Genomic DNA, 14,314 nt, shown 5'->3' on the forward strand with positions numbered 1-14,314 from the left:
GAATTAAGAAGTCTTGAGAATTTAAGACAATATTAGAATGTGTATTGTTCTGATTAGCTAAAAAGCAATAGGTTATAAAATTGTGTTTGAAGCTTTATTTTCCTGCCACAACGGTAATAAAATCTGCTTCCTGCAAGTATTTTTGTGCTAAATCCTTAATACCTTCAGCTGTTATTCGCATTAGTACATTAAAAAAGTCATTAAAATACTCAGGTTCGATCTCCAAATCAATTAAGCCACGATAATTATCAGAAGTGGCAAATGGACCATCGAAGTTGCGTATCATATCTCCACTTAGAAAGTTGCGCACCAATGTTAATTCTTCCTCTGAAATAGTTTCTTCCCGAAGTCTTTTTATCTCGTTAAAAATTTCTTTAACTGCCAGCTCTCGGTTTTCTGCCCTAACATCTGTTGAAATAACCAAAAAGCCGGTATGCTTATAGGTCATTATAAAAGAAGAAATGCCGTAGGTTAGCCCTTTTTCTTCACGAATGTTAGTCATTAAACGCGAGCCAAAATAACCTCCCAGTATAGTGTTCAAAATTTGTATGCCATGAAAATCGGGATGTAATTTATTAAAAAGAGGTCGTCCTATTTTAATGGCAGATTGCAATGCATCGGCTTTGGGAATAAAAACTTCCTTTTCTGTTCCCTGAAAAATTTCTGGTTTCCAGTCGGGTAATGGAGAATTAGTATTCCATTTATGCCCAAAATACTTATTTAATAAGGATTTGATATTTTTACCCGGTTGGCCTGAAATAATGATATGTGTTCCTTCAGGTATGTAGGCCTTTTTATGAAAATCTACAATTTCATCACGTGTCAGTTCATCAAAAGCTTCCTGGGCAACAAAGTTACCATAAGGATGTTCCTTTCCGTATAGGTTTTGAGTAAAAGCACGTGCAGCAAGAGTTTTAACTTTATCACTTTCAATTAAATATTCTTGCTTTCTTCGTTCCAGTATAGTGTCAATTTCTTTTTGTTCAAAAGTAGGATGCTTAACAATGTCTTCCAATACTTCCAACGTTTCCGGAAGAAAATGACTTAAGCTGATAAGCGTAAGAACAGAGTTGTGAAAAACTGTTTGTTGCCCAATGTAAGCTCCGTAAAAGTCTATCTTTTCCGCAATCTCTGCCGACGTATATTTTTCACTACCTTCAATCATGGCCTTGCTGGTAACCGATGCCAGTAAGGATTTAGCTGCCTGAATAGATCCGGCAGGAAATAAAAAGTCGATTTTGGCAACTTCCTGCGAACCTGCTTCTAACAGGTGAACTTTTATCCCATTATCTAACTCAAATATTTGAACCGGTAGAAGATTAAAATCAGAAACGGTTTTAAACTCTGGTGCAGTATGTCGGTGTAGTTGCATTTAAATTTACCCTTTTGAGTGATAATACAAAGTTGAACGGTTAGTTGCTTTAAACGTTTTTTGAGCAATATCAAGAAGCCCTTCAGCAGAAACAGCTCGATACTTATCTACTTCGAGGTTGATATTTTCCGCTTTATCCAGAAGTTCAAACTGTGCCAGATTCATAGCTTTATTCAAAAAGTTGATTTCGGAAAATACCAAAGTTGATTCAATTTTATTCTTTACTTTTTGAAGTTCATAATCCGATACTTTCTCTGTACTTATTTTATCCAATTCATTATGGATGGCTTGTTCGGCTTGTTCCATACTAGTAGACGGAAGTAATCGTCCGGTTACAGTATATAAACCCGGATGATGATCACCAGATATATAAGCATTGATATCACTGAATAACTGTTGTTCTTTTATCAGACTTTGGATAAGACGTGATGAAGGACCATTGGATAAAACATCAGAAAGCAGGTCGGTTGTGTAGAAATTCTCATCTGTTCTGCTGCCAATATGGTAAACCATATGAATCATGTTAGCTGGAACATTTCTTTCTACACTCGTTTTTCGTTCTTCTGTTTGCTCAGGTTCAGCCGGAATCGTTTTTTTATCAATGGTTCTATTGGGAATGTCACCAAACCACTTGTCTGCCAATTTAAATACATGATCGGGGTCAACATTGCCACTAACTACCATAATGGCGTTATTGGGTGCATAATGACTGAAAAAGAATTCTTTTACATCATCCAATGTTGCATTTTCGATGTGAGAAATGTCTTTACCAATGGTTGGCCATTGATATGGATGAACCTTGTAAGCCATTGGACCTACCAATAGGGGAATATCGCCATAAGGCTGATTGAGGTAGCGTTGCTTGTATTCTTCTATAACAACCTTGCGCTGCACTTCCAGGCTTTTTTCTGAAAAGTCCAGCTCCAGCATTCTATCTGACTCCAACCAAAAACCTGTCTCAAGGTTATCAGCAGGAAGTGTAAGATAATAGTTGGTAACATCATTGTTGGTCCAGGCATTATTATCTCCACCAACACGTTGTAAAGGTGCATCGTAAGACGGTATGTTTTTACTGCCTCCAAACATTAAATGTTCAAACAAATGAGCAAAGCCTGTTTTATCGGGATACTCATTTTTTGCACCAACGTTAAATAATATGTTTATGGCTGCCAGAGGAGTGCTGCGGTCAACATGTACAACAACTCGCAAGCCATTGTCAAGTGTACGCTTCTCAATGTTTATCATTAAAATTCGAATCTTATGTTTTTTGCTGCTTCTTGCCGAGTGTGACGATACTCATTTAATAACTCATCAAAAATGCTTGCAACAGGTTTTATTTCGTCAATTAATGAGGCTACCTGACCAATTTCTAATTCGCCTTCAATCATATCACCTTCAAAGATTCCTTTTTTTGCACGACCTTTACCTAGAAGTTTCTGAAGGTCAAGAGTTGACATTCCTTCTTGCTCGGCTTTGAATACCTGATCGAAAAAAGCATTTTTAATTAAGCGGACCGGAGCCAGTTTTTTTAGCGAAAGCATGGTACCACCTTCACCAGTTTCAACAATGCATTTTTTAAATTCGGTATGTGCTGATGATTCTTCTGATGCAGCAAATAACGACCCTATTTGAACACCATCTGCACCCAAAGTCATAGCAGCAAACATTGCTTTGCCTGAGCCAATACCTCCGGCTGCTATTAATGGCAAAGAGGTTGCTTTTCGAATGTGTGGAATTAATGTTAGGGTTGTTGTTTCTTCGCGTCCATTATGTCCGCCGGCTTCAAATCCTTCGGCAACAATTGCATCAACACCTGCATCTTCGCATTTTTTTGCAAAACGCGCATTGGCTATAACATGTACTACTGTCATGCCATTTTCCTTCAACAGGCTTGTCCACTTAGCCGGATTACCTGCCGAGGTAAATACAATCTCTACTTTTTCTTCAATTAGAATCTGAATTAATTTATCAATATCAGGATATAGTAATGGAACATTTACGCCCCAAGGCTTATTGGTGGCTTGCTTCATCTTTTGAATATGCTCACGCAATACTTCAGGGTACATTGATCCGGCACCTAAAAGTCCTAGTCCACCTTGGTTACTAACAGCTGAAGCTAACTTCCAGCCACTGCACCATACCATCCCACCTTGAATTATGGGGTATTGTATATTGAATAATTCAGTAATTCGATTCATAGTTGATTGAGTGTGATTTGTCTTATTGAGGTCTTCTGCTTCGGTTTATTTTCTTTTTAAACTCTTTCATTTCACCTTCAAACATATCGTAACCTACAAATTTACATTCCAACGGACCGTTGAATAAGGTGTACTTATGTTGAGGTCTTAACCCAACATGTTTCAGGGCCTCATTGTTCGATGTAATCATCCAACATTGCCAGTTATGGAAATTCTTTTTCAGATGACTGCCAATTGACTTGTAAAAACCATTGATATCCTCTTTTTGAAGTCGCTCGCCATAAGGAGGGTTAGTAATCATCATACCTCGAGATGCATGAGGCATGTGTTCTTTCATATCTGAACGAACAATGCTTATCATACGATTCAAACGGAAATCAAGTGATGTTTTTTTAGCAATATCAACTGCCTGCGGGTTATTGTCACCACCAACTATTTTGACACGGGGATAGCTGATTTTTTCTTCAGCTTCGCTATAAATCTTATTCCAAAGTATTTTATCGAAATCAGCCCATGACATAAAGCCTAACTTTTTGCGTTTAAAGGCAGGAGGCATATCACAAGCCATCATGGCAGCTTCCATTAATATAGTACCGGTTCCACACATAGGGTCGATCAATGGAATTTCTTTGTGCCATTTAACCAACTTGAGCATTCCAGCTGCTAATACTTCGTTTAATGGTGCTTTATGACCCGGATCGCGGTAGCCTCTTCGGTGAAGCGATTCACCAGAGCTATCAAGCGAAATGGTGAACTTGTCTTTGGCTACATGCACATTTATTTGTAGATCTGGATCTTCTACTTTTACTGAAGGGCGAATGCCTGTACTTTCACGAAACTGATCAACAATGGCATCTTTTGTCTTTAATGCCAGAAATTTGGTGTGTTTGAAAATGTCTCCAGAAGCAACGGCATCAATAGCAAAGTTGCTTTTGGTAGTCATGTATTTTGACCAATCAAGCTTTTTTATTTCACTATATAACTCATCCTCATTTTTTGCGGTGAAATTTGCGATAGGCACCAATACACGCAGTGCTGTGCGTAAATGCAGGTTGGCCTTGTACAATAGTTCCTTATCGCCCGAGCACGAAACGGCTCTTTTTAACTCAACAACGTCCGATGCGCCTAACCCTTTTAGCTCTTCGGCCAATACGCCTTCCAGTCCGTGGAAGGTTTTAATCAATAATTGCATACCCTAATATCAGTAATAAAGTAGGAGTGAATTCGTTCCCCCAGATTGTTTCCTCGTTAATTAACAAGCTGCAAAGTTACGAATCTTACACTATGTATCAAACACAGAATAGTTAATAAGATACAAAAATGAAGCAACTAGCTTATAGTTGTTAGTAGTAAGCAATAAAATATAGTACAACCATCTTGAGTATTAACCTCCCACAATGGCTTCAATGCCATTATTTTTGAATATTTGTATACAACGCTCAATCAATTCAGCTGAAGGTTCATGCATGCCTTCTCCATCGTAGGTCGAGCCCAGCTTCAAATGTTTATTCTTACCAATATCATGATAGGGAAGAAGATTGACCAGTTTTGAGGGCCATTTAAGTTTGCTTAAAAATTCAGCACTGGCTTTTATGTTTTCTTCATCGGCATTAATTCCTTCAATTAAAGGGATGCGAATCCAGAAATCCGAACCTAAATCTGAAAGAAGTTGGATGTTTTTAAGTATTAATTGATTTGAAACACCTGTGTATTTTTTGTGCTTCTCATCATCCATGTGCTTGAGATCAACCAAAAAAAGTTCTGTCTTTTCGGCAACTTGTTTTACAATTTCAGATCGACTAAACAATGAGGTATCTACTACGCGATGAATATGGCGCTGGCCACACTTCTCCAATAATTCAAGAAGCGTTTTGTAATGCATCAGAGGTTCGCCTCCTGAGAAAGTAACTCCACCACCTGATTGATCAAAAAAGAGTGATTCACTTTCAATGGTTTTTAATAGCTGGTTGATATCCATCTGTTCGCCACTTATTTCAATGGCCTTAGTTGGGCATACTTCGGCGCACTTACCACAGACAGCACATTTGTCCCAATCAGTGATAACCCCATCCGGTGTTAATTGTAAAGCATCATTCGGGCAAACCTCAATACATTTTTGTGCTCCTATGCATTTTTGCTTTGAGTACATCTTTTGTGTTTGTGGCGAAATACTTTCGGGGTTGTGACACCATACACAACTTAACGGACAACCTTTAAAAAAGATGGTTAGTCGAATACCCGGACCATCGTTGATGGCATAGCGTTTAATATCAAAAATAAGGCTGTTACTCATTGGTTGTTTATGATCAGATATGAAAGTGTGGTCAATATAGATGGTAGCCAAATCCGCAGTGATGAATTAATTCTTGCGGATTTGGCTGTGTATTCTGTTTTTTGAATGTCAGATTAATAGCCTGTTTTTGTGAATCATGCTCATTAATCTAATTGTCTAATATCTATTCGTCTAAAAATCTATTAAATTAGAACGATTCGTTTTCGGTACGATCAATTACTTCTTGCTGCAGGTCGGCATTCATATCGTTGAAATAATCGCTGTAACCGGCCATGCGAACCAATAAATCTTTATAATCATCCGGATTCTGCTGAGCCGCATACAGGGTTGCAGTATCCACAATGTTAAACTGAACATGGTGACCACCCAAAGCAAAATAACTTCTGATTAATTGACTCAATTTAGCAATATCCTGATCGCGTTTTAACAAACTAGGTAAAAAGCGAAGGTTCAACAAGGTTCCTCCTGACATGGTTTGATCCAGCTTGGTAAGGGATTTAACAACCGCTGAAGGTCCGTGCGTATCAGCTCCGTGAGATGGAGAAGTACCATCGGAAATGGATTTGCCTGCTAATCGACCATTAGGTGTTGCGCCCATCACCTTACCAAAATACACGTGGCAAGTGGTACTAAGCATATTTAAATAAAACTGCTCACCTTTTGTATTTGGTTTACCATCAATGGCTGTTAATAAATCGGCATAAACACCTAAAGCAATAGTGTCAGCATACGGATCATCATTACCAAAAAACGGAGTATTGTTCAAAATGGTTTGACGTAGAATTTCTTCGCCCTCAAAATCTTTTGCTACAGCCGTCAGAATCTTATCCATATTGAAAGTATTCTTTTCAAAAACATGGTGTTTCAAAACTGATAAACTATCGGTAACAGTACCAAGACCTGTACACTGAATGTAGTTAGTGTTGTAACGAGGTCCACCGTTGTAATAATCTTTTCCTTTGGAGATACAATCATCAATTACAACCGAAAGAAAAGGTGCTGGTGCATATTTGGCAAACATTTGGTCGATGTAGTTACTAACGCGTACCTTCTGATCAACTACAAAATTCAATTGCTTCACAAAGGCTTCGTATAGCTCCTCGTATGATGTAAAATCGCGTGGATCGCCTGTTTCAATACCTGCTTTTTTGCCTGTAACCGGATCGATACCATTATTTAAAGTTACTTCCAGGATTTTAGGAACGTTGAGGTATCCGGTTAGCAGGTATGCCTCTTTACCAAAAGCACCTACTTCTATACAACCGCTACATCCACCTTCGCGTGCATCTTTTAATGATTTGCCCTGACGTAATAATTCCTGTATATAAATATCCGGGTTAAAAACTGAAGGGTATCCATGTCCCTGACGAATAACTTTACATCCTTCTTTTAAGAAACGATCAGGTGTTTTAGAGCTCACGTGAATGGAACTGCCTGGTTGAAGAATATGCAAATCTTCAATAATTTCAAGCATGATGTAAGAAACTTCATTCACTCCATCCAAACCGTTAGCAGTAACACCACCAATATTTATGTTGGTAAAGTCGTTGTATGTGCCACTTTCACGAGCCGTAATTCCTACTTTCGGAGGAGCCGGATGGTTGTTAACTTTGATCCAGAAACACGAAAGTAATTCCTTGGCCTCGTCGCGAGTTAAGGTACCTTCAGCAGATTCTTTTTCGAAAAATGGAGCCAGATGCTGATCAAAGTGACCCGGATTCATAGCATCCCAGCCATTTAATTCAGTAACCGTGCCCAAATGAACAAACCAATACATCTGAATAGCTTCCCAAAATGTGCGGGGAGCGTTAGCCGGTACCCAACGACAAACTTCAGCAATTTTTAATAGTTCTGCTTTACGCTTTTCGTTATTTTCTTTGGCCGCGAGTTCTTCGGCTAAGTCGGCATGCCGTGCTGCAAATAAAATGGTAGCATCACATGAAATATCCATGGCTTTTAATTGTTCCAATTTATCGGTAGCTTCAATGTCGTTCATAAAATCCAAACGGTCAATTTCTTCAGCAATGCGAGCTTTGAAATCGTTAAGACCCATTTGGTATATTTTACCGTCAAGCGTGGTGTGTCCAGGTGCGCGTTGTTCCATAAATTCAGTGAATAAACCAGCTTCGTATGCTGCTTTCCACTCTTCCGGTACATGGTTGAAAATGCGCTCACGTTGAGTGCGACCTTGCCAGTAAGGGATTACTTCACGTTCATATGTGTCAATGTCTTCCTGGCTAATAGTGTATCGTTGTAAATCACGCGTGTTTAAAACATGTAAATCTTCAACGCTATGACAGGTTAGTTCCGGAAAAGTTGGGACGGCTTTGGGTTTTTCACCTCTTTCTCCTACAATCAATTCATCATCACCCAGATAAATAGTTTTTTTCTTACATATTTCAAGGTAATTGAGGGCGCGTAATACCGGAATGGAATATTTTCCGTAGTTCTCTTTGTAAAATTCAGTTTCTATGAGTGCCCGTTCAATAGATAGAGATGGTTCAGTATCAACGGTTAATTGTCTAAGTCGTTGGATACGTTCATTCATTCCGGGTTTAGAACGGTTTGATTTTTCGCTGTAATAGTTGCCCTCAGAATTAGCATCTCTTTGAGGTGCAATTGAAGATTGTTTAGTGTTCATTTTGAAATAATAATCGTGTGAAAAGTTGTTGAATAAAAACGCAATATAAGTTCAGGCAGTATGGTTTACTACCTCTCTTCGTGAGATGTTACCCGACATATACAATCAGGCATTCGAATAATTTCTTGTACGTTTTTACAAACACGATATTAGAATTAGTGGGGTAAAAATACTAAAAATGGATTTTTGTTGTTCTCATTATGGGTAAAAAAATCACAAATAAGAATGGGTATAAATTGTTGATATGTTACCAATAGTAGTAGTAAATGTTAATTATAGAGTGGTTTTAAGGGGGGCTTTTGCTTTTTGTACTTTTATTATTTAACTTATGTCACGATTATTTTAATAGATTAAGCTTTAATTTAATTAAAGAACACCCTATACTACTTGATAGTATAACCAACCTATTCCGAATTCAACTTCTTAACCAGGCAACGGCCTAACCAAATGGAATAGGAGCCCGCCTCAGCGAAACGGTGTAATGTTGAGGCGGGTTTTTTATGCTCTGATCAAAAGGTTTGCAGCAAAAGAGGTGATTTTATTTTTGTTGTCACTCAAACAACAAAAATATAAGTGCCATTAGATTAGTTCTTTTTAAAGAAGCAATTAGGATGGAGTAGTCTATTACAACCCGTAAAGTGAAAGATAAATAATATATTTGGTTTGCAACATAACTTAATATCTGAACTATGTATAAAATACTTTCGCTGGATGGAGGGGGCAGTTGGGCCATACTACAATTGCTAACCTTACGCGATAGATACGGTGATGCTACAGGGCACGAAATATTGCGAGATTTTGATATGGTAGTGGCCAACTCGGGAGGTAGTATTGTACTTGCAGCTTTGGCTGAAAACTGGACGCTGGAGGAGGCTTTAGGACTATTTAAGGATAAATATACCCGTGAAAGTATTTTCAGTGCCAATAAATTTAAAAATCGTTTTTTTCCGGTTGATTACCTTCGGTTATTAGGTATTCCGTTTGGACCTAAATACAGTTCAAAGCAGAAATTAATTGCCTTCAGAAGTTTGTTTAAAGAAGTGGATAAGCGGCAAATGGAAGATTTACCTGCTTTTATCGGTAAAGAAAGTTTGAAGCTGGTGGTAGCTACCTATGATGCTCTTAATAATCGCGCTAAGTTTTTTAAGTCATACCCTTCGCAGGCAGATGATTTTGATTCGGTTCGTCTGACGCAGGCCATTCATGGATCATCGAATGCTCCGGTTCAGTATTTCGATTTTCCGGCCCGTTTTAAGGCTCAAAAAAGTGAGGTGTTTTACGATTTGTGGGACGGTGCTTTAGGTGGATTCAATAATCCAATATTGGCAGGTGTTATTGAGGCGTTTAAAGCTGGAGTTGAGTTGGATAAAATACAGATTGTTTCGTTGGGTACAGGTAATAAGCTTATGTCGGAGAAGGCAAAAGAACAATTCTGGAACGATAAACAGGCAGCCATTATGAACCGACGAAAAAAGTGGGCTGTGTGGAAGTGGGGACCGCAGGTGAAGTTTTTTGGTGATACGGTTTTGAATCAGGCCAAAACTATCTTGTATCAACCGCCAGATTGGGCTAATTATGTGACCATGATGTTTTTGAAGGCAACCAATGGGGATGATTTTGAGAAGCGAATAGTACGTTTGTCTCCCCTTATTCATTTCAACTCAGATTTGTCTGATAAGATGAAGGAGTTGGTGAATGTTTTATATGAACTGGATATGGATTTGACCAAAGACCAACAAATTAATGAGTTGATAAACTGTTTTGAAGAATGGAAAGCTGGTGAACTGCTAAATCAGCCACTTGCATTTAAAGTAAAGCGTAATAATGATGTGATTTATCTGAATGGTGATAAAAACTATCGTGAGGCTATGCAGAGATGGAAAGAAATGTAAATATGTAAGGTTAATATTAGTAACAAAAAAATCAAGTAAATAAATATCAATGAAAATACTAGCATACACAATTATATTAATGATGGTTTTAATTGCAGGTTGTAAAAAAGAAGAGACAGACATTGATAAGTTAGATATGCAGTTAGTTACTGGTATGATTTGTAAAGGTTCTGATGGTGTATCGCTTTATACCATGGGAAATCCAAATGACTGGAGCAGAGGTTCCGATCTTTGTGTTTATCCAAATCCGGTACATGATATTTTTAGTATTTACAGTGAGGGCGGTATAAAAAAAGCATGGGTGATACAGGGGAATGCAGTGAATACCCATCAGGATATTGATTTCATAGAGCTGTTTTCTTTAAATAAAATAGATACAACAGGAATAGAAACTTTAGCTCTCCAAAAAATCATACCTGAGAATAACAATTTAATAGTAAGTATGCAAGATGAAGCTGTGGGGTATTACAAAGTGATAGTTGAAACAAAGAATAACCAGTTGTTATGGCAAACTATTTATAAGATATACGGAGACCAAGATTTTGATATAGCTGATTATAATATTTGGAAATAATGGGCATAAATAAAATAGTTTGAAGCATTCAAAGAAACTTCAATATAGAGGAATGATTCCTCCATGCGGAATCTACTGTGGTGGGTGCCCCAATTACGTGCGGGTTAAAAATAGATGTTTAGGTGCTGCAGATGGATGTGTGAAGAAACGAAGATGTAAAGCAATTTATGGTTGTTGTGTTGAGAAAAAAGGATTACAATTCTGCGGCCAATGCTCTAACTATCCGTGCAGCCGATTTAGAAAGTTTGCTGATAGGTGGATGAAATATGGTCAGGATTTGTACCAAAACCAACAAATTCTAAAGGAGAAAGGTGAGAAAGGCTTGATGAAATAAAGACAATGTTAAAATAAAATCGTTTTTAGTAAATCAGAATAATTGATTGTTAGAGATAGTGTTAAGGAAAGGGCCAATGGCCTTTGCTTTTATATGATAATGGAGCCATAAATTGTTGATGAAAACTTTTATATGTAAGTAAGCTAAGAACAAGATGGTGGACATTTAAAAAATAATGTTGTAATATGCTCATTCGAATTTTATGATATTAATCTGGATACTAAATGAAAAATGAAATCTCTATTCGTTTCAATCATAATTCTAACCATTATCCTGCTAGGATGTAAATCGGGCAGTAGTTATATAGCAAAAAAATTTAAAGAAACCTATACTGTAGATGTTGGTCAGGAGTTTATTATTGGCTTAAGGTCTCATTTAAATAATGGTTATTTGTGGAAATGGGACAATGAGCAAAAGGTAGACGTGATTGATTCAATCTCGTGGCATTATATTACTCTTAATACCAATCTAACCGATGTTGGTGGAACCGAAAAATGGCGGTTTAAAGGTGTTAAAAGTGGTGAGGATTCTATAAGACTCCATTACATTGCGTGTGAAACCAATGTAATTATCGATTCAATTAATATTGTTATTCAAGTAAAGTAATTTGATAAACCAAAATCCTAACAATGAAAAACTTGTTTCTTACCGTATTTGTATTATTGTTTGTTTTGAGTAGCTGTAAAACAACCGAAAAGAATGTTTTAAGTAGTACTCAGCAAGATTATAATATTGACCTTGGCGATGAATTTACCATCAGTTTAAAATCAAACTCTACAACCGGGTACTCATGGCAATGGGTTAATAAACAGTCGGTAGAAGCTGTAGATTCTGTGGACTGGCGTTACACAACTCTTAATACGAACTTAATAGGTGCAGGTGGAACTGAAAAATGGTCTTTTAAAGGGATTAAGAGTGGAGTAGATACCTTAAAAATGATATACAGTCGGCCGTGGGAGGCTGAATCTGCCGTTGATTCGGTTTATGTAATTGTTAAAGTGCAGTAAGGTATCCTGTATTTATTTGATTTTGTTGGCTACTGGTAAAGATATATTTACATTTATACTGCTAAACCAAACAGAATGAAATATCTAATATTGTTGATTGTTTTGGGCTTGTCAGGATGTAAGCAACAATCAAATGTAGAATATCAACCTCCTCATAATAAAAATGATGGACTACCTGTTTCTACACTCCAAAAACATGCTTTTGATAAAGTTGCCTTTGAAAAAGTAAGTAAAGAGGTGGCTGATGGTAAGTATGGCAAACTGCAGAGTATCTTACTTATTCATAAAGGTGAGTTAATAATTGAGCAATATTATAACGGGTGGGATGCCAGTAACTTGCATTACATGGCTTCTACTACCAAAAGTATGAGTCCTATTTTAATCGGTATTGCCATCGATCAGGGGAAAATAAAGGGTACTGATCAGAGAATGCTTGATTATTTTCCGCAATATGCATCCCTCAAGAGCGACACACTTAAAAATCAAATAACCATACAAAATCTTTTGGCCAGTACCTCGGGTTTTGCCTGGGATGAAGTTTCATTACCCATAACCGACCCTGAAAATATGGGTGTGAAAATGGATAAGAAGGATAACTGGTTAGATGAATCTTTGAATTTACCTATGAGTAAAGTTCCGGGTACACAATATGCTTACAGTGGACCCAATAATATTATTGTCGGCGAAATAATAAAAGCAGCAACCGGAAAAAATATTGCAGATTTTGCCAATGATAACTTATTTCAGCCTCTTGGAATTAAAGAGTATTATTGGTTTGAGAAAAATGGAATCGTTGATGTGGGAGGTGGGCTTGAATTAAAATCGAGAGATATTGCTAAGTATGCTTTGATGCATTTAAATAAAGGCAAGTGGGAGAATAAGCAAATAGTGTCGCCTGATTGGATCGATAGAATATTTACACCATACATTGAAATTAAACATCCGCTTTATGGAGGATATCAGTGGCAAATGGTGCAAACCGAATATGGATTAAACTCATGGTTTATTCCTGGAAACGGTGGGCAGATTATCAATATTGTTCCTAAACTGGATTTGGTGATTGTTATTAATGCAGACAATAAGCACATTCCTAAAAACAAGCGGACTCCATTGGAATATCTCATTAAAGATCTTACCAGCCTTCATCCTCAATTACAAAATAGATTGTAACTATCATTTTTTAGGAACTCAGAGCGGATTAGCTTTTTGGGGGCAGGTTTTACACTCGATTCCCCAAGAAATCTAGAGGTTCTTTTTTAATTTATTGTTGGAAATAAAATGAAGTTGTGATTCATTTTCATATTGGCTATATGGGTGCTGGATAAACAATTAAGATGTTAGGGTGTTTACATGCTAATTACGAACTAAAAATATCCGAACCATGACATCCCGAAAACTATCTGTTATAACAGGAATAAGCTATCTGGTAATATTCTTTGCCGCCATATTTGCCAATTTTTTCGTGCTCGAATCAATACTCAAAGATCCACTGGTTACCGTTAGGGATCATTCTATGGCTGTACGTTTCGGTATTTTGTCTTTTTTGATTACCGTAGTTTTTGATGTTGTGGTAGCATGGTCGCTGTATGAACTATATAAAAAACATATTTTATCGGGTTTAAGTACTCTTTTTAGGATGATGCATGCGGCTATTATGGGGGTGGCTATTTTTGCTCTTCCTATGGCACTTAGTGCAAATACCAGTGACGAGATCTTAAAACAGGTAGAGATTTTTAATACCATCTGGCTCATTGGTTTATTCTTTTTTGGTATTCATTTAATACTTCTGGGTAGAATAATAAAGAATCCTGCCATTATTGCCATCTTTTTAGTTATTGCCGGATTGATGTATATGGTTGATACAGCTGCTCATTTTTTACTGTCTAATTATTCCGACTATAGTGATATTTTTCTGGCATTGGTAGCTTTACCTAGTATTGTAGGAGAGATGTCTTTGGCTGTTTGGTTTCTTGTTAAAGGAGGTCGTGAGTAATTATAAGGTT

General features: G+C 37.3%; 13 protein-coding genes. 7 read left to right on the plus strand and 6 right to left on the minus strand.

Annotated features, from left to right (window positions below; translation table 11 throughout):
• Positions 1–94: 94 nt before the first annotated feature.
• The 6 genes from KEM10_RS20175 to hypD all read right to left on the minus strand — a co-directional run bounded on the left by KEM10_RS20175 (position 95) and on the right by hypD (position 8,504).
• A complete protein-coding gene (locus KEM10_RS20175) occupies positions 95–1,372 on the minus strand; it encodes a M16 family metallopeptidase (RefSeq protein ID WP_212218808.1) in 1,278 nt (425 codons plus the stop codon).
• 6 nt (positions 1,373–1,378) lie between these two features.
• On the minus strand, positions 1,379–2,617 hold the full coding sequence (locus KEM10_RS20180) for a M16 family metallopeptidase (RefSeq protein ID WP_212218811.1): 1,239 nt from the start codon (positions 2,615–2,617) through the stop codon (positions 1,379–1,381).
• A complete protein-coding gene (locus KEM10_RS20185) occupies positions 2,617–3,570 on the minus strand; it encodes an NAD(P)H-dependent flavin oxidoreductase (protein WP_212218814.1) in 954 nt (317 codons plus the stop codon). Before KEM10_RS20185 ends, KEM10_RS20180 begins: the two co-directional genes overlap by 1 nt.
• A 22-nt stretch (positions 3,571–3,592) precedes the next feature.
• Complete coding sequence (locus KEM10_RS20190; RefSeq protein WP_212218817.1) at positions 3,593–4,762, minus strand: THUMP domain-containing class I SAM-dependent RNA methyltransferase; 1,170 nt, start codon at positions 4,760–4,762, stop codon at positions 3,593–3,595.
• Positions 4,763–4,954: 192 nt separating this feature from the next.
• Positions 4,955–5,863 (minus strand): glycyl-radical enzyme activating protein, encoded by a 909-nt coding sequence (locus tag KEM10_RS20195; protein WP_212218820.1) that lies wholly within the window; start codon positions 5,861–5,863, stop codon positions 4,955–4,957.
• A gap of 187 nt (positions 5,864–6,050) precedes the next feature.
• Positions 6,051–8,504, minus strand: a complete 2,454-nt coding sequence (gene hypD / locus KEM10_RS20200) for a trans-4-hydroxy-L-proline dehydratase (RefSeq protein WP_244826069.1) — start codon at positions 8,502–8,504, stop codon at positions 6,051–6,053.
• Between the two features lie 689 nt (positions 8,505–9,193).
• Here hypD and KEM10_RS20205 point away from each other — a divergent pair.
• The 7 genes from KEM10_RS20205 to KEM10_RS20235 all read left to right on the plus strand — a co-directional run bounded on the left by KEM10_RS20205 (position 9,194) and on the right by KEM10_RS20235 (position 14,304).
• Positions 9,194–10,396 carry a patatin-like phospholipase family protein gene (locus KEM10_RS20205; RefSeq protein WP_212218823.1) on the plus strand — a complete coding sequence of 401 codons (1,203 nt, stop codon included), beginning with the start codon at positions 9,194–9,196 and terminating at the stop codon, positions 10,394–10,396.
• Positions 10,397–10,445: 49 nt separating this feature from the next.
• On the plus strand, positions 10,446–10,970 hold the full coding sequence (locus KEM10_RS20210; RefSeq protein WP_212218826.1) for a hypothetical protein: 525 nt from the start codon (positions 10,446–10,448) through the stop codon (positions 10,968–10,970).
• A gap of 19 nt (positions 10,971–10,989) precedes the next feature.
• Positions 10,990–11,304, plus strand: coding sequence for a DUF3795 domain-containing protein (locus KEM10_RS20215; protein ID WP_212218829.1), 315 nt, complete (start codon positions 10,990–10,992; stop codon positions 11,302–11,304).
• Positions 11,305–11,535: 231 nt separating this feature from the next.
• Positions 11,536–11,910 (plus strand): protease inhibitor I42 family protein, encoded by a 375-nt coding sequence (locus KEM10_RS20220; RefSeq protein WP_212218832.1) that lies wholly within the window; start codon positions 11,536–11,538, stop codon positions 11,908–11,910.
• A gap of 23 nt (positions 11,911–11,933) precedes the next feature.
• Positions 11,934–12,311, plus strand: a complete 378-nt coding sequence (locus KEM10_RS20225) for a protease inhibitor I42 family protein (protein ID WP_212218835.1) — start codon at positions 11,934–11,936, stop codon at positions 12,309–12,311.
• A 75-nt stretch (positions 12,312–12,386) separates the two neighbouring features.
• Positions 12,387–13,481, plus strand: coding sequence for a serine hydrolase domain-containing protein (locus tag KEM10_RS20230; RefSeq protein ID WP_212218838.1), 1,095 nt, complete (start codon positions 12,387–12,389; stop codon positions 13,479–13,481).
• A 211-nt stretch (positions 13,482–13,692) separates the two neighbouring features.
• Positions 13,693–14,304, plus strand: coding sequence for a DUF4386 domain-containing protein (locus KEM10_RS20235; RefSeq protein WP_212218842.1), 612 nt, complete (start codon positions 13,693–13,695; stop codon positions 14,302–14,304).
• The last annotated feature ends 10 nt before the right edge of the window (positions 14,305–14,314 follow it).

It is taken from the genome of Carboxylicivirga linearis (assembly GCF_018271995.1).
GTDB classification, from domain to species: domain Bacteria; phylum Bacteroidota; class Bacteroidia; order Bacteroidales; family Marinilabiliaceae; genus Carboxylicivirga; species Carboxylicivirga linearis.

What these genes read in the sequence shown, in the direction of transcription:
- KEM10_RS20175 (WP_212218808.1), bottom strand. Translation starts at nt 1,372, where the DNA reads ATGCAACTACACCGACATACTGCACCAGAGTTTAAAACCGTTTCTGAT.
- KEM10_RS20180 (WP_212218811.1), bottom strand. Translation starts at nt 2,617, where the DNA reads ATGATAAACATTGAGAAGCGTACACTTGACAATGGCTTGCGAGTTGTT.
- KEM10_RS20185 (WP_212218814.1), bottom strand. Translation starts at nt 3,570, where the DNA reads ATGAATCGAATTACTGAATTATTCAATATACAATACCCCATAATTCAA.
- KEM10_RS20190 (WP_212218817.1), bottom strand. Translation starts at nt 4,762, where the DNA reads ATGCAATTATTGATTAAAACCTTCCACGGACTGGAAGGCGTATTGGCC.
- KEM10_RS20195 (WP_212218820.1), bottom strand. Translation starts at nt 5,863, where the DNA reads ATGAGTAACAGCCTTATTTTTGATATTAAACGCTATGCCATCAACGAT.
- hypD (WP_244826069.1), bottom strand. Translation starts at nt 8,504, where the DNA reads ATGAACACTAAACAATCTTCAATTGCACCTCAAAGAGATGCTAATTCT.
- KEM10_RS20205 (WP_212218823.1), top strand. Translation starts at nt 9,194, where the DNA reads ATGTATAAAATACTTTCGCTGGATGGAGGGGGCAGTTGGGCCATACTA.
- KEM10_RS20210 (WP_212218826.1), top strand. Translation starts at nt 10,446, where the DNA reads ATGAAAATACTAGCATACACAATTATATTAATGATGGTTTTAATTGCA.
- KEM10_RS20220 (WP_212218832.1), top strand. Translation starts at nt 11,536, where the DNA reads ATGAAATCTCTATTCGTTTCAATCATAATTCTAACCATTATCCTGCTA.
- KEM10_RS20225 (WP_212218835.1), top strand. Translation starts at nt 11,934, where the DNA reads ATGAAAAACTTGTTTCTTACCGTATTTGTATTATTGTTTGTTTTGAGT.
- KEM10_RS20230 (WP_212218838.1), top strand. Translation starts at nt 12,387, where the DNA reads ATGAAATATCTAATATTGTTGATTGTTTTGGGCTTGTCAGGATGTAAG.
- KEM10_RS20235 (WP_212218842.1), top strand. Translation starts at nt 13,693, where the DNA reads ATGACATCCCGAAAACTATCTGTTATAACAGGAATAAGCTATCTGGTA.